Annotated in this window: 25 protein-coding genes and 1 tRNA gene; 19 read left to right on the top strand and 7 right to left on the bottom strand. The window is 64.9% G+C overall.

The features are described from left to right. From QZ378_RS06525 to QZ378_RS06485, 9 genes are all read left to right on the top strand, one after another. Positions 1–1,218 (top strand): class I tRNA ligase family protein (locus QZ378_RS06525; RefSeq protein WP_291257707.1); only part of this gene is annotated, 1,218 nt, incomplete at its 5' end. 159 nt (positions 1,219–1,377) lie between these two features. Further along, positions 1,378–2,115, top strand: coding sequence for a hypothetical protein (locus tag QZ378_RS06520; protein WP_291257706.1), 738 nt, complete (start codon positions 1,378–1,380; stop codon positions 2,113–2,115). A gap of 95 nt (positions 2,116–2,210) precedes the next feature. Beyond that, positions 2,211–2,516 carry an STAS domain-containing protein gene (locus QZ378_RS06515; RefSeq protein WP_191380461.1) on the top strand — a complete coding sequence of 102 codons (306 nt, stop codon included), beginning with the start codon at positions 2,211–2,213 and terminating at the stop codon, positions 2,514–2,516. A gap of 24 nt (positions 2,517–2,540) precedes the next feature. Beyond that, entirely contained in the window at positions 2,541–2,984 is a 444-nt protein-coding gene (gene spoIIAB, locus QZ378_RS06510) for an anti-sigma F factor (protein WP_087239486.1), read from the top strand. Next, positions 2,981–3,694, top strand: a complete 714-nt coding sequence (locus tag QZ378_RS06505; protein ID WP_191380462.1) for a sigma-70 family RNA polymerase sigma factor — start codon at positions 2,981–2,983, stop codon at positions 3,692–3,694. The genes spoIIAB and QZ378_RS06505 overlap by 4 nt, the downstream gene beginning before the upstream one ends. Positions 3,695–3,853: 159 nt before the next feature. After that, positions 3,854–5,350, top strand: a complete 1,497-nt coding sequence (locus tag QZ378_RS06500; protein ID WP_291257705.1) for a hypothetical protein — start codon at positions 3,854–3,856, stop codon at positions 5,348–5,350. Continuing rightward, complete coding sequence (locus QZ378_RS06495; RefSeq protein ID WP_191528153.1) at positions 5,343–6,311, top strand: glycosyltransferase family 2 protein; 969 nt, start codon at positions 5,343–5,345, stop codon at positions 6,309–6,311. Before QZ378_RS06500 ends, QZ378_RS06495 begins: the two co-directional genes overlap by 8 nt. Beyond that, the gene (locus tag QZ378_RS06490) at positions 6,295–6,699 is read left to right on the top strand and encodes a GtrA family protein (RefSeq protein WP_291257704.1); all 405 of its coding nucleotides are present in this window, start codon (positions 6,295–6,297) and stop codon (positions 6,697–6,699) included. The genes QZ378_RS06495 and QZ378_RS06490 overlap by 17 nt, the downstream gene beginning before the upstream one ends. Before the next feature lie 101 nt (positions 6,700–6,800). After that, complete coding sequence (locus QZ378_RS06485) at positions 6,801–7,682, top strand: radical SAM protein (RefSeq protein ID WP_291257703.1); 882 nt, start codon at positions 6,801–6,803, stop codon at positions 7,680–7,682. 7 nt (positions 7,683–7,689) lie between these two features. Here QZ378_RS06485 and QZ378_RS06480 read toward each other — a convergent pair whose 3' ends face one another. The 3 genes from QZ378_RS06480 to gdhA form a co-directional block, all read right to left on the bottom strand. Further along, entirely contained in the window at positions 7,690–8,823 is a 1,134-nt protein-coding gene (locus QZ378_RS06480; protein ID WP_291257702.1) for a site-specific integrase, read from the bottom strand. A 204-nt stretch (positions 8,824–9,027) separates the two neighbouring features. After that, complete coding sequence (locus QZ378_RS06475) at positions 9,028–10,611, bottom strand: NAD(P)/FAD-dependent oxidoreductase (RefSeq protein ID WP_291257701.1); 1,584 nt, start codon at positions 10,609–10,611, stop codon at positions 9,028–9,030. 239 nt (positions 10,612–10,850) lie between these two features. After that, on the bottom strand, positions 10,851–12,206 hold the full coding sequence (gene gdhA, locus QZ378_RS06470) for an NADP-specific glutamate dehydrogenase (protein ID WP_291257700.1): 1,356 nt from the start codon (positions 12,204–12,206) through the stop codon (positions 10,851–10,853). 273 nt (positions 12,207–12,479) lie between these two features. Between gdhA and QZ378_RS06465 the strand changes: the two genes are divergently transcribed. From QZ378_RS06465 to QZ378_RS06450, 4 genes are all read left to right on the top strand, one after another. Further along, positions 12,480–12,968, top strand: coding sequence for a sigma-70 family RNA polymerase sigma factor (locus QZ378_RS06465; RefSeq protein ID WP_291257699.1), 489 nt, complete (start codon positions 12,480–12,482; stop codon positions 12,966–12,968). Beyond that, positions 12,965–14,146: an anti sigma factor C-terminal domain-containing protein gene (locus QZ378_RS06460; protein ID WP_291257698.1), complete on the top strand. Its 1,182-nt coding sequence runs from the start codon at positions 12,965–12,967 to the stop codon at positions 14,144–14,146. Before QZ378_RS06465 ends, QZ378_RS06460 begins: the two co-directional genes overlap by 4 nt. A 61-nt stretch (positions 14,147–14,207) precedes the next feature. Next, positions 14,208–14,801, top strand: coding sequence for an AAA family ATPase (locus QZ378_RS06455; RefSeq protein WP_291257697.1), 594 nt, complete (start codon positions 14,208–14,210; stop codon positions 14,799–14,801). A gap of 4 nt (positions 14,802–14,805) precedes the next feature. Further along, positions 14,806–15,045, top strand: coding sequence for a tautomerase family protein (locus QZ378_RS06450; RefSeq protein ID WP_191385159.1), 240 nt, complete (start codon positions 14,806–14,808; stop codon positions 15,043–15,045). Positions 15,046–15,152: 107 nt separating this feature from the next. Here the strand turns inward: QZ378_RS06450 and QZ378_RS06445 are convergent. The 3 genes from QZ378_RS06445 to QZ378_RS06435 all read right to left on the bottom strand — a co-directional run bounded on the left by QZ378_RS06445 (position 15,153) and on the right by QZ378_RS06435 (position 16,150). Then, a tRNA-Gln gene (locus QZ378_RS06445) sits at positions 15,153–15,226 on the bottom strand. 129 nt (positions 15,227–15,355) lie between these two features. After that, complete coding sequence (locus QZ378_RS06440) at positions 15,356–15,487, bottom strand: hypothetical protein (RefSeq protein WP_255397010.1); 132 nt, start codon at positions 15,485–15,487, stop codon at positions 15,356–15,358. A gap of 84 nt (positions 15,488–15,571) precedes the next feature. Next, positions 15,572–16,150, bottom strand: a complete 579-nt coding sequence (locus QZ378_RS06435) for a 3'-5' exonuclease (RefSeq protein ID WP_291257696.1) — start codon at positions 16,148–16,150, stop codon at positions 15,572–15,574. Positions 16,151–16,354: 204 nt separating this feature from the next. Here QZ378_RS06435 and QZ378_RS06430 point away from each other — a divergent pair, with 204 nt between their 5' ends. The 6 genes from QZ378_RS06430 (at position 16,355) to QZ378_RS06405 (ending at position 22,481) form a co-directional block, all read left to right on the top strand. Continuing rightward, a complete protein-coding gene (locus QZ378_RS06430) occupies positions 16,355–16,711 on the top strand; it encodes a DUF3796 domain-containing protein (protein WP_191528160.1) in 357 nt (118 codons plus the stop codon). Further along, a complete protein-coding gene (locus QZ378_RS06425) occupies positions 16,708–16,908 on the top strand; it encodes a helix-turn-helix transcriptional regulator (protein WP_291257695.1) in 201 nt (66 codons plus the stop codon). The genes QZ378_RS06430 and QZ378_RS06425 overlap by 4 nt, the downstream gene beginning before the upstream one ends. Positions 16,909–16,986: 78 nt before the next feature. Beyond that, a complete protein-coding gene (locus QZ378_RS06420) occupies positions 16,987–17,757 on the top strand; it encodes an S-layer homology domain-containing protein (protein ID WP_191385177.1) in 771 nt (256 codons plus the stop codon). A 90-nt stretch (positions 17,758–17,847) separates the two neighbouring features. After that, on the top strand, positions 17,848–19,119 hold the full coding sequence (locus tag QZ378_RS06415; protein ID WP_191528161.1) for a replication-associated recombination protein A: 1,272 nt from the start codon (positions 17,848–17,850) through the stop codon (positions 19,117–19,119). Between the two features lie 222 nt (positions 19,120–19,341). Then, complete coding sequence (locus QZ378_RS06410; RefSeq protein WP_291257694.1) at positions 19,342–21,225, top strand: metallophosphoesterase family protein; 1,884 nt, start codon at positions 19,342–19,344, stop codon at positions 21,223–21,225. Positions 21,226–21,308: 83 nt separating this feature from the next. Continuing rightward, complete coding sequence (locus QZ378_RS06405; protein ID WP_291257693.1) at positions 21,309–22,481, top strand: YibE/F family protein; 1,173 nt, start codon at positions 21,309–21,311, stop codon at positions 22,479–22,481. Positions 22,482–22,756: 275 nt separating this feature from the next. On the opposite strand, the gene QZ378_RS06400 is transcribed toward QZ378_RS06405, so the two are convergent. Further along, positions 22,757–22,909 (bottom strand): heavy metal-associated domain-containing protein, encoded by a 153-nt coding sequence (locus QZ378_RS06400; protein WP_291257708.1) that lies wholly within the window; start codon positions 22,907–22,909, stop codon positions 22,757–22,759. Between the last annotated feature and the right edge of the window lie 11 nt (positions 22,910–22,920).

The raw sequence follows: 22,920 nt of genomic DNA, 5'->3' as shown, positions 1-22,920 counted from the left end.
CTGGTCACCGGCTATGACATCATCTTCTTCTGGGTGGCCCGGATGATCTTCTCCGGCTGCGAGCACACCGGCAAGCCCCCCTTCCACACCGTGTTTATCCACGGCCTGGTGCGGGACGACAAGGGCCGCAAGATGTCCAAGTCCCTGGGCAACGGCATCGACCCGCTGGACATGATCGACCAGTACGGCTGCGACGCCCTGCGCTTCAACCTGGTCACCGGCAACTCCCCCGGAAACGACATGCGCTTCTACACCGAGCGGTGCGAGGCCATGCGCAACTTCGCCAACAAGATCTGGAACGCCTCCCGCTTCCTGATGATGAACCTGACCATTGACCAGTGCCAGCTGCCCGACAAGCTGGAGCTGGAGGACAAGTGGATCCTGTCCAAGCTCAACTCGGTGATCCCCCAGGTCACGGAGAACATGGATCGCTACGAGCTGGGCGTGGCCGCCCAGAAGGTGTATGACTTCATCTGGGACGACTACTGCGACTGGTATATTGAACTGACCAAGACCCGCCTCCAGGGGGAGGACGAGGACAGCAAGATCCGGGCCCAGCAGGTGCTGTGCTACGTGCTCACCGAGACCCTGAAGCTGCTCCACCCCTTCATGCCCTTCATCACCGAGGAGATCTGGCAGGCCCTGCCCCGCCAGCCGGGCTCCGGCCATGAGGGCGACTACCTGATGCTCCAGCAGTGGCCGGAGCACCATGCCGATCTGGATTTCCCCCAGGAGGAGAAGGCCATGGAGCTGATCATGGACGCCATCCGGGCCATCCGGGCCAGAAGGGCGGAGATGAACGTGCCCCCGTCCAGGAAGGCCCAGCTCACCGTCTCCACCCTGGAGCGGGACGTGTTCACCCAGGGCATCCCCTTCCTCAAGCGCCTGGCCTACGCCAGTGATGTGACCGTGGTGGGGGTGGCCGACGCGGGCAGCGACGAGGCCATGACCGCCCAGGGCATGGTCACCGTCACCACCCACGCCGCCCGGATCTTCATGCCCCTGGCGGAGCTGGTGGATCTGGAGAAGGAGAAGGCACGCATCCAGAAGGAGCTGGACAAGAACCGCAAGGAGCTGGACAAGCTGGAGACCAAGCTCCAGAATCCCGGCTTTGTGAACAAGGCCCCCGCCCAGGTGGTGGAGGCCGAGCAGGAGCGGGCGGAGAAGCTCCGCGCCCTGATCGCCAAGCTGGAGGAGTCCGCCGCGGCCCTGGCATAACCGGCAGTTCCCCCCGCGGAAGCGCCGCCATCCACAAAGGCGGGCGGCGCTTCCGCTTCTTTTTTGTTGGATTTTGTAACGCATCTGTAGTTGTAGAATGGGCCGGAAGCGGATAAAATAGAAGAAAAACGGATATCTGAGGAAAGGGGGCCGGGCCCGATGAAAAGACTGCTGCCGCTGCTGGCGGTTCTGCTGGTGCTGACCAGCTGCTCCAGCCGGGAGATGACCGAGCCGGCGGACACGGCGGAGCCGGAGCGCCCGGAGACGCCCCAGGTTCAGGACACGCCGGTTCAGACGGTCACTCCGTCGGCCGCGCCGGTGGAGAGCGCCTCCCCCGCGCCGGCGGAGAGTGAGCCGGTGCTGGTGGAGCCGGTGCCCATGCCCACCCCCATGCCGACGGCCGCGCCGGAGCTTGCGGAGGGTCCCACGGACGAGGAGATCCTGGCCGCCTATCAGATGGCGGAGGAGGCCTACGGCTGGTTCGTCCTGGCTCCGCCGGAGCTGGATCGGACAGAGCAGCGCACGATGGGGGAGCTCACCTACTGCCGGGTGGACGACCCGCGCTTCTCCAACCTGGCGGAGCTGCGGGGCTACCTGAAAACTCTGTTCTCCGACACGCTGGTGGATCAGCTGCTGCCCATCGACGGCACCCAGTATGTGGAGCTGGACGGCGTCCTCTATACGATTGACGGGGGACGGGACGCCGACATGACCAAAGGGGAGGAGACCGTCCAGGTGCTCCGGGACGAGGCGCCCGCCCGGTACACCGTCCGGGTGACGGTGGAGGTGCTGGATTCGGAGCAGGACTATGCCGTGACCGGCACGGAGGAGCACGACTTCCTCTATGAGCAGGTGGGCGACCAGTGGATCTTCACCACCTTTTCCGCCGTTCGATAGCACTCGACGGCATCCGCAAAGGAAATATGCTACCATCGCAGTATACCAAATTCTGGTATGCTGCGATTTTTTTCGTCTACGAGGAGGGACAAGCCATGGCAGTGACGTGCACCGGCGAGGGGCGGGTGCTCCGCGCCGCCCTCAGCGGCGAGGTGGATCACCACGGCGCCCGCGCCATCATGGAGGAGCTGAACCGCCAGATCGACCTGGAGCTCCCCCGGGAGCTGACCATCGATCTGGCGGGCGTGACATTTATGGACAGCTCGGGCATCGCCGTGCTGCTGCGGGCCTGGCGCCGGGTGGGGGAGCTGGGGGGCAGCGTACAGGTGGTCAACGTGCCCGCCCAGGCGGCCAAGGTGCTGAAGACGGCGGGGCTGGACAAGCTCATGAAGTTTGCATGACAGGAATAGGGGAGGAATTACATAATGAAACCGATCAACGAGGCGGCGGTGAGCTTTCTCAGCCGCTCATCCAACGAGGGCTTTGCCCGCACCGCGGCGGCCTGCTTTGCCGCCCAGCTGGATCCCACCCTGGAGGAGATCAACGACATCAAGACCGCGGTGAGCGAGGCGGTGACCAACTGCATCGTCCACGCCTACCCCGACCGGCTGGGGCGGGTGTCCCTGCGCCTGCGCCTGTTTGAGGACAACAGCCTGGAGATCCAGGTGAAGGACTGGGGCGTGGGCATCGCCGACGTGGAGGAGGCCCGCCGGCCCATGTTCACCACCGGCAGCGCCGAGCGCAGCGGCATGGGCTTCACCATCATGGAGAGCTTCATGGACGCGGTAAAGGTGCGCTCCCGGCCGGGGAAGGGCACGGTGGTCACCCTCCGCCGGAAGCTCTCCCGACGGATGGGGGCGGCCGTGTGAGCGTGGCGGACACCCCCGGCCTGCTGGAGGAGGCCAGACGGGGGGACAACGAGGCCTGCACCCGGCTCATTGAGGAGAACGCGGGGCTGATCTGGAGCATTGTGCGCCGCTACTACGGCCGGGGGGCGGAGCCGGAGGATCTGTACCAGCTGGGGTGCCTGGGGTTCCTGAAAGCGGTGCGGGGCTTCGACCCGGCCTTCGGGTGCCAGTTCTCCACCTATGCCGTGCCCAAGATTGCCGGGGAGATCCGCCGCTTCCTCCGGGACGACGGGGCGGTGAAGGTGAGCCGGGGCCTCAAGGAGCGAGCGGGAACCATCCGGCAGGCCCGGGACAGGCTCTCCGCCCGGCTGGGGCGGGAGCCCGCCCTCAGCGAGCTGGCGGCGGAGACCGGCCTGTCCGTGGAGGAGATCGCCGCCGCGGAGGAGGCCAGCCTGCCGGTGGCCTCCCTCCAGATGGAGACCGGCGACGGCTTCACCCTGGAGAGCGTGCTGGGCGACGGGGGCATGGAGGAGGCTATCGTGGAGCGGGAGGCCCTCCGCGCCGCCATCGCCGCCCTGCCCGACCGGGAGCGGCAGGTGATCCTCCTGCGCTACTATAAAGGCCTCACCCAGGATCGGGCGGCCAGGGTGCTGGGAGTTTCTCAGGTGCAGGTATCCCGCATTGAGCGGAAGGCTGTGGAGCACCTGCGGCACAAGCTGGATGGGCCATAAGAACTGTAAGAAGCAGAGAGGACCGGGCGCGGTGCACCCGGCCCTTTCTGCTGGTGGGACGGAGGGGACTGCTCCTCGTGGAATGTGGTGGTTGAATCGGAAGGAGGATTATGGTAAACTATATGTAACCTGGGCAGAGAAACAAAGCAGGGGGGTCGCATGGAACTTCGGATCAAGAGGGCCTCGTTGCGACTGAAGCACCTGATGCTGGCGGTGTTTCTGCTGCTGGTGCTGGATATCCTATATCTGGCAGTGAGCCGCGGAACCGCCCACCGGCAGGAATTTGTGCTGGGTGCAGTGGGGGCAGCGGCGGTCCTGCTGCTACTTCCGCCGATTTTCCCGGCCCTGACCCGCTTGGGCTCCCTAAAGATTTGGCTGCTCCTCTCATTGCTTTGCCTGACCGTCAAGGCGGTCTGGGTGCTTCTGGTACAGGTGCCCCTGGCGGGGGATTACCTGGTATTCTGGGACTACGCAAACTCCTTGGCGAGCCGGGAAGTCGTCTGGGGCGGCCGCTATTTGGCCCTGTTTCCACATATCTTCGGCTACGCCGATTTTCTGAGCTGGTTTATCCGCCTGTTCGGCCCGTCCTCTATGCTGGCCCAGTGGCTGAACGTGGTGTTGAGTGTGTGTGCCGGCAGCCTGCTGTTTCTGCTGGGCTGCCGGTGGTTCGGCCTGACAGCGGGGGCGGGGGCATATCTGTTCTGGATTGCATGTCCTTCCCAGACCATGTACAACAGCCTGGTTCTCTCTGAGCCTTTGTACACCGTCATGCTCCTTGCCTTCCTGCTGGCGGTGACTGAGCTGTCCCGGCGGACGGGGCAGTTCCGCCGGCCTGTGCAGACAGGAGCGTGTTCCGGGCTTGGATGCGCCCTGCTGCTCCGATGGCTCAACGGCGTGCGCCCCATTGCGGCAATTCTGGCCATCGCCATGTTCCTGTGGGTGCTCCTGTTGAATACCGGATGCCTGATGGAGCGGGATTGGCGGCGGCTCTGGCTGCCCTTCCTGGCGGTGCTGGTGGCGGCCTACCTGCTCACCGGACCTCTGTGGAACGGCCATATTGCTCGACGGATCGGCGAGGAGCCCTCCACCACGCCGGGGTATAGCGTGCTTGTAGGCTTTAACAGGACGTCTGGCGGCCGCTGGAATCAGGAGGACAGCGACCGGCTCTACACCTACAGCGACCAGCCGGGCGCCACCGCACAGTGGGCACAGGAGCAGGCATTGAATGACGCGCTGGCACGGATCACCTCCGGTCGGATTGATTTCCCGGCGCTGCTGCAGGACAAGCTGCACACCTTTCTGGGGGCGGACGATGCCTGCGTGGCCTACTCCGCTGCCGCGCTGGGGCATATGCGGCGGTATTTTTTCCTCTGCAACGGATTTTATTACGCCTGCCTCTTCCTGGCCCTGGCGGGCACGGTGCGCCTGTGGCGGCAGAAAACCGGCACCATCGCCCTGATGGCTCCGCTGTATGTGCTGGGGCTCACCTCGGCCCAGATGCTGGTAGAGGTGGCGGGACGGTATCACTACTCCGCGCTGCCCATGCTGATGCTGATGGCCCAGGCAGCGATTTCAGACCGGCGGGGTGTGCGCTCGGGAGCGGACGGCTGTCCGGAGCGAGACTACAAAAGAAAGAAGGAAACCGTAGATGGCTGATATCCTCTATATCGTCGTCCCCTGCTACAACGAGGAGGCGGTGCTGCCCGAGACCGCCAGGCGTCTGCGGGCCAAGCTGGAATCCCTGACTGCATCGGAAAGGATCTCGGAGAAGAGCCGGGTGCTCTTTGTCAACGACGGCTCCCGGGACAGCACCTGGAGCATCATCGAAAAGCTCCATGGGGAGTGCCCCCTGTTCAGCGGGGTGAACCTGAGCCGCAACCGGGGCCACCAGAACGCCCTGCTGGCGGGGCTGATGACCGCCAAGGAGCGGTGCGACATGGCCGTCTCCATGGATGCCGATCTCCAGGACGACATCGACGCGGTGGACGCCATGGTGGAGCAGTACTACGGCGGCTGCGACATCGTCTACGGCGTGCGCTCCTCCCGGCAGAAGGACACCTTCTTCAAGCGCTTCACCGCCGAGGCCTTTTACCGCCTGATGAACTTCATGGGGGCGGAGACGGTGTTCAACCACGCCGACTACCGCCTCATGTCCCGCCGGGCCCTGGAGGGCCTGGCCCAGTTCAAGGAGGTGAACCTGTTCCTCCGGGGCATCGTGCCCATGATCGGCTACACCACCGGCGCGGTGGCCTATGAGCGGGGGGAGCGGTTTGCCGGCGAGAGCAAGTACCCCCTGAAAAAGATGCTCTCCTTCGCCATGGAGGGGGTCACCAGCTTGTCCACCAAGCCCATCCGGTACATCACCATGCTGGGCTTCCTGATCTTCCTGGTGAGCATCCTGATGCTGATCTACTCCGTCGTCCGCTGGGCCACCGGGGACACCATCATCGGCTGGGCCAGCGTGATCTGCTCGGTGTGGGCCATCGGCGGGTTGATCCTCCTGTCCCTGGGCGTGATCGGCGAGTATATCGGCAAGATCTACCTGGAGACCAAGGGGCGGCCCCGCTTCCTGATCCGGGAGGTACTGGAGGACACGGACGATGGCGAAGCTGATTGACAAGAGCATCCCCAAGTTTCTGCTGGTGGGGGTGGGCAACACCCTGCTGTCCATGGTGCTCATGTTCCTGCTGGAGGGGCTGGGCTACTGGCCCTCCACCGCCATCGCCTATGTGGCCGGCGCGGTGATGAGCTTTTTCCTCAACCGGCACTTCACCTTCCGGAGTGAGGAGACCTTCCTCCGCTCGGCGGTGAAATTTGCCATCAATGTGGCGGTGTGCTACGTGATCGCCTACGCCCTGGCCCAGCCCATCGCGGAGTGGGTGCTGGGCCGCACGGCCATCTCCCCCCTGTGGCAGGAGCGGCTCACCAAGCTGGGCGGCATGGCCCTGTATACCATTCTCAACTACTTCGGCCAGCGATTCTTCGCGTTCCAGAAGAAGGCATAGGGCGGAGGCTTGCCCCCGCCGCGCGCCCCGGTAAACAACAACACACGGCCCTCCCAACCCGGAATCGGGAGGGAGGGCCGTATCTGCTTTTTGGAGGGGTTATGGACTATATTCCTGCCAAGCACATCTTAATCCGCAACAGGAGCACGGCCTGGTTCGGCACCGACCACACGGTGAACCTGTACCGGGGGTGCTGCCACGGCTGCATCTACTGCGACAGCCGAAGCGACTGCTACGGAATTGCTGATTTTGACCGGGTGCGGGCCAAGGAAAACGCCCTGCCCCTGCTGCGGGACGAGCTAGCGCGGAAGGTGCGCCCCGGCTTTGTGGGCCTGGGCTCCATGAGCGATCCGTACAACCCCTTCGAGAGGGAGCTCCGGCTCACCCGCCACGCCCTGGAGCTGCTGGACGCCTATGGCTTCGGGGCGGCCATCGCCACCAAGAGCGACCTCATTACCCGGGACATGGACGTGCTCCGGTGCATGAAGGCCCATGTGCCGGTGCTGTGCAAAATCACGGTCACCACCACGGACGAGGCCCTGGCCGCCAAGGTGGAGCCAAACGCCCCCTCTCCCGCCCGCCGGCTGGAGGCGGTGCGGGCGCTGTCCCGGGCGGGGCTCTTCACCGGGATTCTGCTCATGCCGGTGCTGCCCTTCCTGGAGGACAGTGTGGAAAATGTGCTGGCGGTGGCGGAGGCCGCCGCCGGGGCGGGGGCGAAATTTGTGTACCCCGCCTTTGGCATGACCCTGCGGGACAGGCAGCGGGAGCACTACTACCGGGCGCTGGAGGAGAACTTCCCCGGCCTGCCGGGGCGGTATCAGAGGCAGTACGGCCCCCGCTACGAGTGCCCCAGCCCCCGGGCCGGGGAGCTGTGGGAGGCGTTCTCCCGCCGGTGCGGGGAGCTGGGCCTGCTGTGCCGCATGAAGGACATCACCGCCGCCTGCCAGCACGGCTACGCCGACCGGCAGCTGTCCTTCTTCTGACTGCCGGCTACTTCAGGGCGTTGGCCACCCGATCCAGGGTGGCGGTGTGGTTCTGATCCAGCAGGTGGGTGTAGATCTTGCCGGTGGTGGCGGGGGTGGAGTGGCCCAGGGCCTTGCCGATGTCGAACAGGGGCGCGCCCTGGGCGGAGGCCACGGTGGCGAAGGTGTGCCGCAGGCCGTGGAGGGTGATCTTGGGCAGGTGGTTGGCCCGGATGAACCGGGTGAAGGCCAGGGACACCGCGTTGGGGGAGTAGGGATAGCCCTTGGCGTCCACCGCCACCATGCCGGTGTCCGGCCAGGCGTCCCCCAGGGCCAGCTTGCGCTCGGCCTGCCGGGCCCGCTCCCGGCGGAGCAGGCGGCACAGCTCCTCGCTCAGGTGGAGGATGCGGTTGGAGGAGCGGTTCTTGGTCTCCTTCTGGACAATCTCCGCCCCGGCGGCGGTGCGGGCCTCCTTGATGTGGAGCTTGCGCAGCTCCAGATCCACGCTGCTCCACCGCAGGCCGCAGATCTCCTCTCGCCGCAGGCCCAGGCTGCCCGCCAGCTTGACGATCAGCTCCAGCCAGTGGCCCTCCACCAGCCCGAAGAGCCGCTTGAGCTCCGCCGGGCTGTAGAACCGGGCCTCCTTGGGAATGACCCGGGGAGGCTCCACCCGCTCTGTGGGGCAGCGGAGGAGGATGTCCTGCCGCACCGCCACGTGGAGGGCGCAGGAGAGCAGGTCGTGGTGGCGCCGCACTGTGTTGGCTGTCAGGCCCTTGTCCCGCATGAGCATGGTGTAGTACTGCTGGAGGTGCTGGGGAGTCAGCTTCTGGATGGGGATATCTCCCAGAGCCTCAGCCAGGTGGTTCTCGATGATTTTCCGGTAGCCGTAGATGGTGGTCACCGCCCGGTTGGGCTGGATCACCTCCTCCATCCAGTAGTCCAGCCACTGGTTGAGGGTCATGGAGCGGGGCGCCACCGTCTGGTAGGTGTCCTGCTCCGTCTGGAAGTCCCGCAGGGCACGGCGGGCCAGCAGGAGGGAGGGATAGGTCTTGTATTTCTTCACCCGCTTTCCTGTCTCGTCCACCCCGTAGTCCATGCACACGTAATACTTGCGCCGCGTGTCGTCGTAGGAGATGTTGGTTTCAATTTTTTTCCTTGACATACTGTTTTCCCTCTCTTTCGACAAATCTGGAAGTCCACAGTATCACAACAAAACGCGGAAGAACAGATAAAAAGCCCCATTTCAGCCTTAAAATGTGCTGAAATGGAGCTTTTTATACCAGATGGCAGAAAAATTAAAGCTGGAAGTGTTGGTAGCAGGCCGTCTCCAGTATCCGGAGAAAGAGAATTGCCTCTGGCGAGGAGGCTAACCGGCGGCCACGGCCTCGGCGACCCGGATACCGTCCACAGCCGCGGAGGTGATCCCACCAGCATATCCGGCCCCCTCGCCGCAGGGGTAGAGGCCATGGACGGGGGACTGGCAGTCCTCCCCCCGGAGGATGCGCACCGGAGAGGAGGAGCGGGTTTCCACGCCGGTGAGAAGGGCGCCGGGGTGGGCGAACCCCCGGAGTTTCCTGTCAAAGAGGGGCAAGGCGCCCCGCAGGGTGTCCGCCACATAGTCCGGCAGGCAGCGATCCAGGGCCGCCGGGGTGACGCCGGGCCGGTAGGTGGGGGCCACATCCCCCAGAGATTTGGAGGGCCGCCCCGCCAGGAAGTCGCCCACGGTCTGGGCGGGTGCCCGGAAGCCGCCGCCCCCCAGGGCGAAGGCGGCCTCCTCCCACCGGCGCTGGAACTCCACCCCGGCCAGGGGGTGCGCGGAGCCGAAGTCGGCGGGGTCCACCCCCACCAGAAAACCACCGTTGATGTTGGCCCCGTCCCGGGCGCGCAGGCTCATGCCGTTGGTGACCAGCCGGCCCTCCTCCGAAGCGGCGGCCACCACCTGCCCGCCGGGGCAGACGCAGAAGGTGAAGGCGCTGCGGCCGCCGGGCAGGTGGCAGGCAAGCTTGTAGTCCGCCGCCGGCAGGCGTTCCCACGCCGGGCCGAACTGGGCCTCCGACACGGCGGCCTGGCTGTGCTCGATGCGTACCCCGATAGCGAAGGGCTTGGGGGCCATGGGTACCCCGGCGTCCAGCAGCATCCGAAAGGTGTCCCGGGCGGAGTGGCCGGGGGAGAGCACCAGCGCGTCACAGGGCAGGGGGTAGGCCCCGCCGGGGCCCTCCACGGTCAGCCCGGCCAGCGCCCCGCTGCGGATGTCCAGCCCCGCCAGCTTATGGCCGAAGCGCACGTCGCAGCCCAGAGAGAGCAGCTCCTCCCGCAGGCGGCGCACCACCTCCCGCAGCACGTCGGTGCCGATGTGGGGCTTGTGCTGGTAGAGAATGTCCGCCGGGGCCCCCGCCTCCACCAGGGTGCGGAACACGGTGGAAATGCGGGGGTCGTGGGTGCCGGTGGTCAGCTTGCCGTCGGAGAAGGTGCCCGCGCCCCCCTCGCCGAACTGCACGTTGGAGGAGGGGTCCAGCACGCCGGTGGCCCAGAATTGTTCCACGTCCACCGTCCGCTCCTCCACCGGGCGGCCCCGCTCCAGCACGATGGGGGGCAGGCCGTTCCGGGCCAGGAACAGGGCGGCGAACAGCCCCGCCGGGCCCATGCCCGCCACCACCGGCGGCAGGATGGAGCGCCGCCCCACCGCCGGGAATACATAGGGCCGGGGCGGCAGGCAGGGACTCACCCGCCTATCCCGGCAGCGGGCCAGCAGCTTTTCCTCTCCCTCCACCACGGCCCGGACGGTGCAGACGTAGTGGACGTCGCTCTTCTTCCGGGCGTCGATGGACAGCCGCACCAGCTCCAGGGACTGGAACTGCTCCGGGCGGATGCCCAGCAGCTTGGCCGCCCGCTTTTCCAGCTGGGCGGGGAAGCCCTCTACGGGCAGGGGCATGTTCTGAATTTGCAGCATGGGTGCGGCCTCCGTTTCAGTCGAGTGAGCGTAAATCAGGATAACGCCGCGCCCTGCACGGCGGATTGCAGACAGAGATAGACAGTGCGTCTATTATAGCAGAAGATCGGGAAGGAGAACAGCCTGAAACGGGAAAATCCTCTGTTTGGTAGAGAAACAGACCGGAAAGGTGGGGCCCGGTGGCGATGCAAAAGGGGGACGCGGCAACGCCGCGTCCCCCTGATTGCTTTCTGCGTCCCTTAATAGGACACACCCTGCCAGATCATGGCGTCGGCCACCTTGAGGAAGCCGGCGATGTTGGCGCCCGCCACCAGGTTGCCGGGCATGCCGTACTCCTCGGCGGCCTTGGCGGCGTTGTGGTAGATGTTGGTCATGATGCCGTGGAGCTTCTGGTCGACCTCCTCGAAGGACCAGCTCAGGCGAATGGAGTTCTGACTCATCTCCAGGCCGGAGGTGGCCACGCCGCCGGCATTGGCGGCCTTGGCGGGCCCGAACAGGATACCGTGCTCCTGGAAGTAGGCCACGGCCTCGGGGGTGGAGGGCATGTTGGCGCCCTCGGCCACAGCGAAGCAGCCGTGCTCCACCAGGGCCTTGGCCCCCTCCAGGGGCAGCTCGTTCTGGGTGGCGCAGGGCAGGGCGATGCCGCAGGGGACGGTCCAGATGCCCTGGCAGCCCTCCACGTACTTGGCGGTGGGCACATAATCCAGGTAGGTCTTGATGCGCGCGCGCTTGACCTCCTTGATCTCCTGGATGATCTTGTAATCGATGCCATTCTCGTCTACAATGTAGCCGTTGGAGTCGCTCATGGCGATGACCTTGCCGCCCAGCTGGGTGGCCTTCTGGTTGGCGTAGATGGCCACGTTGCCGGAGCCGGAGATCACCACGCTCTGGCCCTGGAAGGACTTGCCGGCGGCCTTGAGCATCTCGTCAACGAAGTAGCACAGGCCGTAGCCGGTGGCCTCGGTGCGCACCAGAGAGCCGCCGTAGCTCAGGCCCTTGCCGGTGAGCACGCCGTTGAACTCGTTGCGGATGCGCTTGTACTGGCCGAACAGGTAGCCGATCTCCCGGGCGCCCACGCCGATGTCGCCGGCGGGCACGTCGGTGTCGGGGCCGATGTGGCGCTGGAGCTCAGTCATGAAGGACTGGCAGAAGCGCATGACCTCATTGCTGCTCTTGCCCTTGGGATCGAAGTCGGAGCCGCCCTTGCCGCCGCCCATGGGCAGGCCGGTGAGGGAGTTCTTGAAGATCTGCTCAAAGCCCAGGAACTTGATGATGGACAGGTTAACCGAGGGGTGGAACCGCAGGCCGCCCTTGGAGGGGCCGATGGCGGTGGAGAACTGCACCCGGTAGCCCCGGTTGACCTGCACCTTGCCCTGGTCGTCCACCCAGGAGATGCGGAACAGCAGGCTGCGCTCCGGCTCCACAATCCGGTCAATGACGCCGGAACGGACGATGTCGGGCCGCTGCTCGGCCACGGGCTGGAGGGACTCCAGCACCTCGCCTACGGCCTGGAGGAACTCAGGCTCGTGGGAGTTCTTCCGGCAGACCTCCTCATACACGCCCTGGAGGTACGAATTGGTAAACGTAAATGCCATGTTGCCAAACCCCTTTGCTTGGCGGCCCGCGTGGATCTGCGGGCCGGAGAATATTTTTGTGGAGGCAGCTCTGCGATCCACTCTGCCATAGTGAAGTCTATTATAACCAGTTTGCCTGCAAAATGCAAGTAAAAAATTCGTAATTGCAAAAATGAAGGGAAAACCGGCGCGTCTATCGGCCGATCTGCAAAAAAAGAAAGATGTCATTCATTTTGCGGCGGAGGTGTAACCTTTTGGCCGCCGGGACGTTGTAGGGGTGAAGGGGGGAGGAGCATGGAGCCCAGATCGCTGGAGGAGCTGTACCGGCGCTATGCCGGGGAGCTGTATCTCTACGCCTACTCCCTCTGCCAGAACCGGGCCCGGGCCCAGGATCTGACGGCGGAGGCCTTCTGCCGGGCCCTCCTCTCCCTGGAGGGGGAGGGGGTGCAGTGGCGGGGCTGGCTGTTCAAGGTGTGCCGCAACCTGTGGCTGGACGAGCTCCGCCGGGGGAAGTACCTGGCCCCAGAGCCCCCCGACCCTGCGCGGCTGCCGGCGGAGGGGGACATCCTGGAGGAGCTCATCCGCCAGGAGACCCGCCGGACGGTGTACCGGGCGGTGCAGGCCCTTTCCCCGGCGGATCGGGAGGTGATCACCCTCTATTATTATGGTGAGCTCTCCCTGAAAGAGGTGGGGGCGTCCATGGGCATCTCCCCCGGGGCGGCCCGCACCCTGCTGTGCCGGGCGCGGAAGAAACTGAAGACCAGATTGGAGGGACAGCTATGACATTCCGGGAGCTGCTGGAGAAGTACAGGGCCGGGCAGGCCAGCGAGGAAGAGCGTGCCCTGGTGGAGGCGGAGCTGGAGAAGAGCGAGGCCATCGCCGACTACCTGGCGGAGCAGGTGGAGGACGAGCTGGGGACGGCGGAGGCCCAGGCCCCCGCCGGGGAGGTGCGGCACATTCAGAAGAAGATGAACCGCCGCCTGCGGCGGACGGCGGCGTGGGCGGCCTGCATCGTGCTGGCTGTGCTGCTGGGGGTGCGCTTTGTTGCCAGCCCCCTGGTGGCGTCGCTGTACTATCAGCCCAACGAGAAGGGGTTCGGGACGAGCATCGAGGGGGAGCCGGACACCGAGTGCGAGGCCATCGCCCTGGATCTCACCGCCCTGTACAGCCTGACCGCCCCGGGGAACACCGTGAACAGCGTCACCGCCCGGCCGGAGGGCTTTGGCCGCTACATCCTCACCTACGAGCTGCGGGACTGGCTCACCGGGGAGACGGATCAGATCAGCGGAACCCTGGACGCCTCCCAGACCGGGGGCTGGGTGCGCACCTTCGGCAGCAACTTTGCCCTGGCCACCATGGAGAGCATCGCAGACTGGGGGAACCTAGCGGACAGCAGCAACGGGCAGGCCGCGGCGGACTATCTGGCGGAGCTGCCCCCCACCTCCTACGTGGCCGCCTGGCTCCACTTCCCGGAGGATCTGAGCACCCAGGAGCTCTTCGCCCTGGAGGAGCGGTACGCCTGGAAGGAGGGCTTTACCTTCCTGTGGGCGGGCGTGCGCAGCGGCGAGGAGCTGCTGCCCGGCCTGGTGGGCTTCAACATGTCCGGCGCGCCCTTCAACAGCATCGCCCCCAGCTGGGAGGACTACCCCATGTTCAACTGGTACCAGATGCGGGCGGAGGGGAAGTACTACAGCGGGGCCGCCTATGCGCAGCACTTCCTGAGCATGCTGTCCTTCATCGCCGGCCGGCCCCAGGCGGAGAACGCCCTGGCCTGGGGGCAGAATTTCTCCGCCGTGCTGGACTACGTGGAGGAGCACGGCGTCCAGGTATGCGGCGTGCTGGTGTACGCCGAGGCGCCGGATCTGGTGCAGATGTGGGAGCGGGGCGACATTGACGGCATCTCCATCTCCACCGTGCTGCCCTCCCGATATTCCGCCGAGGGCGGGCAGTACTCCTGGTAAAATCCGCTTTGACGAACCGGCCGGTTTGTATTATAATAGAAGTAGGATAGGAGGTGTCCTTATGAAGCACGTTGTCATCACCATCGGCCGGGAATATGGTTCCGGCGGGCGGCTCATCGCCAAGAAGCTGTCGGAGGAGCTGGGCATCACCTTCTACGACAAAGAGCTCATCGCGGCGGTGGCCAAAAAGACCGGCTTCTCGGAGAATTTTATCCGGGATACGGAGCATCAGCGCCCTACCAACAGCTTCCTGTACGACCTCTATACCGCAGTACAGACCCCCTCAGTGCCTGATCAGGTGTTTGTTGCCCAGGCCAAAGTGATCAAGGAGGCGGCGGCCAAGGAGTCCTGCGTCATTGTGGGACGGTGCGCCGACTACATTCTGCGGGACGATCCCTGCCTGCTGAGCGTGTTTGTCCACGCCCCCCTGGACGAGCGGGTGCGCCGTGCCCGGGTGGAGTACGGCGTGGAGCAGGCCAACCTGGAGAATTTTGTGATCCGCCAGGACAAGGCCCGCGCCTCCTACTACAACTACTTCGCCAACGGCCGGTGGGGACAGAGCCGGGAGTACGATCTGTGCGTCAACAGCACCCTCGGCATCGACGCCTGCGTGACGATCATCAAGGCCGCCGCCCAGGCAATAGCCGGGGTGTAAGGCCATGCCCTACCTGTCCATCAAGTGCTATCCCAGGGATGAGGCGGCCAGGCGGGCCGCGGTGGAGCGGCTGAACCAGGCCCTGATGGAGGTCTGGGGCTGCGCCCCGGAGGACATCACCATCTCCCTGGAGGAGGTGGCTCCGGAGGACTGGGACGACCAGGTGGAGCGGCCGGAAATCCGCGCCCGCCTGGATACCGTATGGATCCTGGACGGAGAAAAACGCTATCCCCCGGGAAAATAGAACAGCAGTACGGCGGAGGCCTCTGGCCTCCGCCGTTTTTGCGCCGGGCGGCTTCCAATGCTCGGAACATAAAAAAGGATGACCACACCTTCGGTGTGGTCATCCTTTGGCAGCGGGTGAAGGATTCGAACCCTCACATACAGAGTCAGAGTCTGCTGTGCTACCCTTACACAAACCCGCTATTTCCATGTGCTCTCGTGGGCACGCATGCTATTATACCAAATTAGCCGGGAATGTCAAGAGAAAAAGGAAAAAATTTTAGGAAAAAATGGGCCGGGGCGTGTGCCCCGGCCCGCGCCTGAATAACACCTTAGAACTGGTTGGGCTGACGGCTCTTGTTCTGAGCCTGATCCTTTTTCTTGTTCTGAGGATTCTGGCCCTCGGTCTGCTTCTGGCCATTCTGATTGCGGATCTTCATCTGATCCTGATTCTGGTTCTGCATCCAGCTCACCTCGCTTTCGCTGGTGATAGTGTAACCGCTTTGGCGGGATTCATACGGAAATTTTTCGCAAAAAGCCCGGCCCTGTCAGGGCCGGGCTTTTCTGGTGCGCAGCTCATACAGATCATAGGTGCGCAGGAAGGGGAGAGGGGAGGCCCCGGCCTGGAGGTGGCGGGCCAGCAGCTCCCCGCAGGCCCGGCTGTCGCTGCCGGCGTGGTGGTGGTTCAGGGAGATGCCGCAGTACCGGCACAGGGTGTCCAGCCGGTGGTCGGGCAGCTGGGGCAGCAGCCGCCGGCTCATCTGGCAGGTGCAGAGGTAGGGCACATCGGGCCGCCAGCGGACGCCGTAAGCCCGCAGGCACCGGCCCAGCACTGCCAGATCAAAGGGAGCGTTGTGGGCGGCCAGCACGCCGCTGCCCAGGAGAGGGGCCAGGGAGGGCCACAGCTCGGAAAAGGTGGGTGCCTCCGCCGCCATGGCCGGAGTGATGCCGGTGAGGCGGATGTGAAACGGGTCAAAAGGAACCTCCGGGTTGACCAGCGTGTAATAAGACTGGAGGACGGCCCCGTCCTCCACCACTGTCAGGCCGATGGCGCTCATGCGGTCGCTGTTCCGGTTGGGGGTCTCCACATCGAAGGCGATGTAGCGGCGGGGAAGGGGCTGAGCCATGGTCAGTCCGCCCTCCTGTACCGGATGATACGCAGGATGGCGATGCAGTACTTTTTCATGGAGCTCCCCCCTTGCATTCTCCCCCTGATTGTAGCACAGCGCCCGCCGCTGGGCAAGAAAATCCCCCTTGACAGGGGAAATAGATTGTGGTATATTTCAAACATAAAGAGCGAAATATACCACATAACTGAGGAGGTTTTCCACATGATGCGGAAACGATGGTACGGGCTGATCGGCCTTTTGTCTCTGCTGGGTTTTGTGGGGGTGTTCACCCCGGAGCGGTATTTCCTGGGCTTCTTTGCCTTCGCCGTGGACTTTCAGTACTTTTTCCTCCGGCCGGATGAGATGCAGGAGGGGCAGATCCTGCGCTCCGCGGCCCTGGGCTTTTTCTCCGGCATGGGGGTGACGGCCCTGGCGGTGCTGGCAGCCCTGGCCCTGGGCGGGGGGCGGACGGAGGCCCTCTATCTGGGGGCCGGCCTGGGCTGGGGCGTGTCGGTGGCGGTGTACGCTGTCTCCAGCTTCTGGGCCTCTCTCCGGGAGTGGAGGCACGCCGGGCCATGATCACCAACCGGATCAAGGAGCACCGGGCCCGCCTGAACCTGAAGCAGGAGGAGTTGGCAAAGCTGGTGGGGGTGCGCCGGGAGACCATCGGCAATCTGGAGAAGGGAAAGTACAACCCCTCCCTGGTGCTGGCCTGGAACATCGCCCAGGTGTTCGGCGTGTCCATTGAGGAAGTTTTTACCGTCACCCCGGACTGACGCGCTTTTGCCCTTGACGGAAGCCGCCCGCCGTGTTATGGTAAACACAGAGAGAAAACCCGGAGAGGAGTGGGGGACATGAAGCGGTTTCTGGCCCTGATGCTGAGTTTGGTGCTGGTGGTGGGGGTGCTGCCCGCGGCGCGGGCCGACTCCCAGAGCAATGCGGACGGGGACGCGGTGATCCTCCCCGATGATGTGCCCTCCCCCTGGGCTTATGACGAGGTGCACCAGGCCATCGTGCTGGGCATGGTACCGTGGGATCTCCAGAACCACTGGCGCTTTGCCATCACCCGCATCGAATTTGCCCAGATGGTGGTTCACTTCCTGGCCTTCCAGCACGGCTTCTCCAGCGACAGCAGCTTTGTCAGCGCCTACTGCCCCACCACGGTGGACCGGGACGGGAACCGGTTCGGCGCGGCCAGCAGTTGGTGGAATGTGTTCTGCGGCGAGTGGGGGCCCTTTACCGACCTGGCCACACCGGAGGATCGGGGCTACGGCAATACGGCCTATGCTCTGGGCATCCTGAACGGCCGCAGCGCCACCACCTTCGATCCGGACAGTCCCATCACCCGGCAGGAGGCGGCGTCCATCCTCATGCGCTGCTACCGGCTGTACGGCGGCACCTATGAGGCCGCTGACCGCACGCCCGCCCTGTCCGACTGGAACAGCGTGGCCGACTGGGCCAGGGACGATGCGGCGGCGGTGCTGGAGCTGAAAGTGATGCAGGGCTCCGGCGGCGCCTTCCATCCACAGGGCACCTACACCCGGGAGCAGGCGGTGCTCACCCTCCTGCGGCTCTACGCCAACGCCCCGGTGAGCCGGGGAGAGGGGAACATCCCGGATCTGTAAGCTCTTTACGGGGGATCGAACTTATGTTAGAATAAGTGGAGCGGAAGGGATTCCGCTCCACTTTTTTGCCTGCGGAAGGAGGCGGCCCACATGACCTACCGGCCCCTGGCCGACGAGATCCGGCCCCAGACCCTGGATGAGGTGGTGGGCCAGCGCCATATCCTGGGGAGGGACGGCCTGCTGCGCCGGATTATCGACAGCGGCTCCATCCCCAACCTGGTGTTCTACGGTCCCTCGGGCACCGGCAAGACCACCGTGGCCAACATCATTGCCAGGCGCACCAACCGGCCGCTGCACCGTTTGAACGCCACCACCGCCTCCATCTCCGACATCAAGGACATCATCAAGGACATCGGCACCATGCTGGCCCCCGACGGGGTGCTCCTCTACCTGGACGAGATCCAGTACTTCAACAAGAAGCAGCAGCAGTCCCTGCTGGAGTTCATGGAGAACGGCAAGATCACGCTGATCGCATCCACCACCGAGAATCCCTATTTCTATGTTTACAACGCGGTGCTCAGCCGCTCCACCGTGTTCGAGTTCAAGCCCATCGAGGCCGCCGACGTGCGCCCCGCCGTGGAGCGGGGCATCCGCCTCATGGGGGAGCGGCTGAAGGCGGAGGTGGTCTGTGAGGATGGGGTGGTGGAGCACATCGCCTCCGCCTGCGGCGGCGACGTGCGCAAGGCCATGAACGCGGTGGAGCTGCTCCTCACCTCCGCCCGGCGGGAGGGGGACACCCTCACCGTCACCCTGGCCGACGCCCAGACGGTGGCCCAGAGGTCCGCCATGCGGTACGACCGGGAGGGGGACGACCACTACGACATCGCCTCCGCCCTGATGAAGTCCCTGCGGGGCTCCGACCCCGACGCGGCCCTCCACTATCTGGCCCGCCTGCTGGAGGCGGGGGACATGACCACCGCCATCCGCCGCATCCTCTGCTCCGCCAGCGAGGACGTGGGCATGGCCTATCCCCAGGCGGCGCTGATCGCCAAGGCCTGTGTGGACAACGCCCTCCAGCTGGGCCTGCCCGAGGCCCAGCTCCCCCTGGCCCAGGCGGTGGTTTTGCTGGCCACCGCCCCCAAGTCCAACTCGGTCTATATGGGCATTGCCGCCGCCCGGGCCGACGTGCGGGCGGGCAGGACCGGCGATTACCCCCGGCACCTCCAGAACGTCCACGCCGACTCGGCGGGGATGGAGCGGGAGCAGGGCTACCTCTACCCCCACGACTTCCCCCGCCACTGGGTCAAACAGCAGTACCTGCCCGACATCCTGGCGGGCACCCATTACTACCAGTACGGCGACAACAAGAACGAACAGGCGGCCAAGCGGTACTGGGACGAGATCAAAGGCCCGGATGCCTGACATGCGCGGCCCGCTACACGCCGGCCCCGGAATCCAGAGGATTCCGGGGCCGGCGTATCTGTCTGCCGGATCCGCGCAATTTGCCGGGCGACGTAAAATCCGTGTAAAGCTTCGGGAAAGGTTTTGCAAGGTGCCTTGTAGATCGCGGTCGGAGTGCTATACTTTTGGGTGGCCCAACGGAGAAAAGGGCCGCAAACCTGAAAGAAAAGGAAGTAGGAAAGCATGCAGACACGTAAGAAGGTCCTGGCCAGCGTACTCAGCGGCGCGCTGGTGCTGGGCGTCTGCCCCGCGGCCCTGGCCGCTACCGCCAACTACAATGACGGCAGCGTGACCGGCGGCTCCGCCGAATGGCAGGCCTGGGTCAGCGAGTGGGAGAGTGTGGCCAACGACTACACCCAGGTCTCTTTGACCCCCGGCGCGGATGAGACCCAGCTCAACTTTGCCTGGTACAGCCAGACGCAGGACGGCCAGGCGGCCACCCCGGTGGTTCACTTCGGCACCGACCGGAACAACCTGACCGCTTTTACCGGCACCACCATGCCGGTGGACACCAGCCTGACCGGCGGCGTGGCCTATGATTCCAACCACGTTACCGTCACCGGTCTCCAGGCTAACACCACCTACTACTACACTGTGGAGAAGAACGGCGTGGAGACCGAGGTGCAGGAGTACCGCACCGGCAGCTTTGATTCTGTCAAGATGCTGTACGTGGGCGATCCCCAGATCGGCGCGTCCAAGGGTCAGCCCCAGAACGGCGAGGCCCTGGTGGCCGATGCCGGCGCGGCCAACACCGCCGCCCGCAACGACGCCTTCGGCTGGAACCGCACCCTGGAGATTGCCACCCAGCAGAACCCCGACGTGAACTTCATCATCTCCGCCGGCGACCAGGTCAACAAGACCGGCCAGGCCAAGGAGGAGGAGTACGCCGGCTACCTGTCCCCCGACATGCTGGCCAGCCTGCCCGTGGCCACCACCATCGGCAACCACGATTCCCTGAATCCCGACTACACCTATCACTTCAACAACCCCAACGCCACCTCCTACGGCGAGACCGAGGCCGGCGGCGACTACTACTACTCCTACGGCGACGGCCTGTTCATCGTGCTCAACACCAACAACTACAACGTGGCCGAGCACGAGCAGGCCATTGCCGAGGCCGTGGCCTCCGACCCCGATGCCGCCTGGCGTGTGGTCACCATCCACCAGGACATCTACGGCACCGGCCTGGACCACTCCGACACCGACGGCATGATCCTCCGTACCCAGCTGACCCCCATCTTTGACGAGTACGACATCGACGTGGTGCTCCAGGGGCACGACCACACCTACAGCCGCTCCAAGCTGCTCTACGGCGACGGCCAGAGCCACGGCACCTACGAGTTCCGCCTGAACGCCGAGGGCACCGACTACGACTGGGACAACGCCTACAACACCCAGACCGACGAGCAGATCCCCCTGTACCCCGCAGAGGATGACGCCGCCGGCACCGCCGCCCACGACGCCTTCCTGGCGGACAACAGCTGCTATACCATCGAGGACACCACCGGCAGCACCGTGGTGAACCCCCAGGGCACCCTGTACATGACCGCCAACTCCGCCTCCGGCTCCAAGTTCTACGAGCTCATCGCCACCCAGCAGGACTACATCGCCCAGCGCAGCCAGAACTGGTTGCCCAGCTACTCCGTGATCGAGATGGACAGCGACTCCTTCGCCATCACCACCTATCAGATCACCGCTGGCGGCGCGGTGGAGATGATCGACGACACCTTCACCATCCAGAAGGCCGCCCAGACTGACGAGCCCCAGCAGACCGTGGACGCCGCCACCCTGACCGTGGACGGCGAGACCTACTACCGCCTGCGCGACGTGGCCGCCGCCGTGTCCGGCACCGACAGCCAGTTCAACGTGGCCTGGAATGGCGGCGTGGTGGTCACCACCGGCGCGGCCTACACCGACGCGGTGCCCTCCGCCGCCCCCGCCTCCGGCACCTCCGTCTCCCTGACCCTGACGGTGGACGGCGAGAGCGTCACCGAGGACGCCGTGCTGGCCAACGGCAACTACTACCTGCCCGCCTCCTTCTACGCCGGTCTGGGCGTGGAGCTGTAAGGCCGGCTCCCCTGATTTCCGCAAGAATTCCCGGCGGCTCTGCCGCCGGGAATTTCCATTCCGAACAGAAAGGCTGACTGTTGTTGAACTTGAAAAAGTGGTTTGTGCGCTGGGGCATTCCGGTGGTGCTGCTGGCGGCCTTTGTGATCTTCACCGTCTATATCAATCAGGTGGACAAGGTAGCCCTGGTAAACCGGGAGGGGCAGACCTTTGAGAAGGGCGTGGTCACCGAGATCCTCCAGGATAACCTCCAGCCCAACGGCACCCGGGTGGGAGAGCAGCGGGTGCTGGTGCGCCTGACCACCGGCGTCCGGGCCGGGCAGGAGCTGGAGACCACCAGCGCCTCCGGCTTCCTCTTCGGCGCGGGCTGCACCGTGGGCATGCGGGTGGTGGTCATGCAGAGCGTGGCCGGCGACTCCACCATCACCAGCATCTACTCCCAGGACCGGGAGTGGGTCATCTACGCCTTCGCCGCGGCCTATCTGGTGGTGCTGTGCCTGGTGGGCGGCAAGCAGGGCATCAAGGGCGCCCTGGGCCTGGTGTTCACCTTCTTCTGCATCCTCTTCGTCTACCTGCCCCTGGTGTACCGGGGCCTGTCCCCCTTCTGGGTAAGCGTGTTCATCTGCGTGATCACCACCCTGGTCACCATGTATCTCATCGGCGGCCCCACCAGGAAAACCCTGGTGGCCACCGGCGGCACGGTGGCGGGCGTGGTCATCGCCGGCATTTCCGCCACCATCTTCAGCATGGCCACCGGCATCACCGGCTGGAACGTGTCCGACATTGAGAGCCTGCTCACCCTGGCCAGCACCAGCGGCGTGCAGGTGGGCGGCCTGCTCTTTTCCGGCCTGCTGATCTCCAGCCTGGGGGCGGTGATGGACGTGGCCATGTCCATCGGCTCCGCCATCGCGGAGATCCACGCCCAGAACCCCGCCCTCTCCCGCGGGGAGCTCTTCAAGGCGGGGATGCACGTGGGCCGGGACATGATGGGCACCGACTCCAACACCCTGATCCTGGCCTTTGCCGGCGGCAGCATCTCCATGCTGGTGCTGGACTACGCCTACAGCCTGCCCTATCAGCAGATCATCAACTCCAACAACATTGGCATCGCCATCATGCAGGGCCTGTCCGGCAGCTTCGGCATTGTTTTGGCCGTGCCGGTCACGGTGGCCCTGGCCGTGGCGCTCTACACCTGGAAGCGCCCTAACCGGGCGGAGACTGCCCCGGCGGAGGACGCCTCCCGCCAGACTCGATAAGCGGCACTTTAGCGGATACCCAATACCCAAAAACAGAAGAGAGGGCCCGGCGCATTGCGCCGGGCCCTCCAGGTTGTCGATAAACCCTCCAGCCAAAGGATTCGGAGGGAGGGATAGTGTGAAAGGGAACCGTCAGGGTTCCCTTTCGCGTTGGATCAAACAACTTTTTGAAACTTTTTTGAAGTTTCAAAAAGTTCGGCAGCCTGTCGAAAAGACTTTTTCGACAGGCTGGAGGGCCCGGCGCAATGCGCCGGGCCCTCTTGCCGCAGCTGGCATCAGGAGATGGAGACCACCTCGTAGCCAGCCTCGGTGACGGCGTTTTTCAGCACGTCGTCGGGCACGTCCTTGGACAGGGTTACGGTGGCGTTTTTGGCCTCCAGGTTTACCTTGGCCTCCACGCCGTCGATGGCGTTGAGGGCCTTTTCCACGTGGGCCTGGC

This window comes from Flavonifractor sp. (assembly GCF_019422385.1).
Taxonomy (GTDB): domain Bacteria; phylum Bacillota; class Clostridia; order Oscillospirales; family Oscillospiraceae; genus Flavonifractor; species Flavonifractor avistercoris.
The sequence above is the reverse complement of the archived record's forward strand: the minus strand, read 5'-3'. Positions and strand labels throughout refer to the sequence as shown.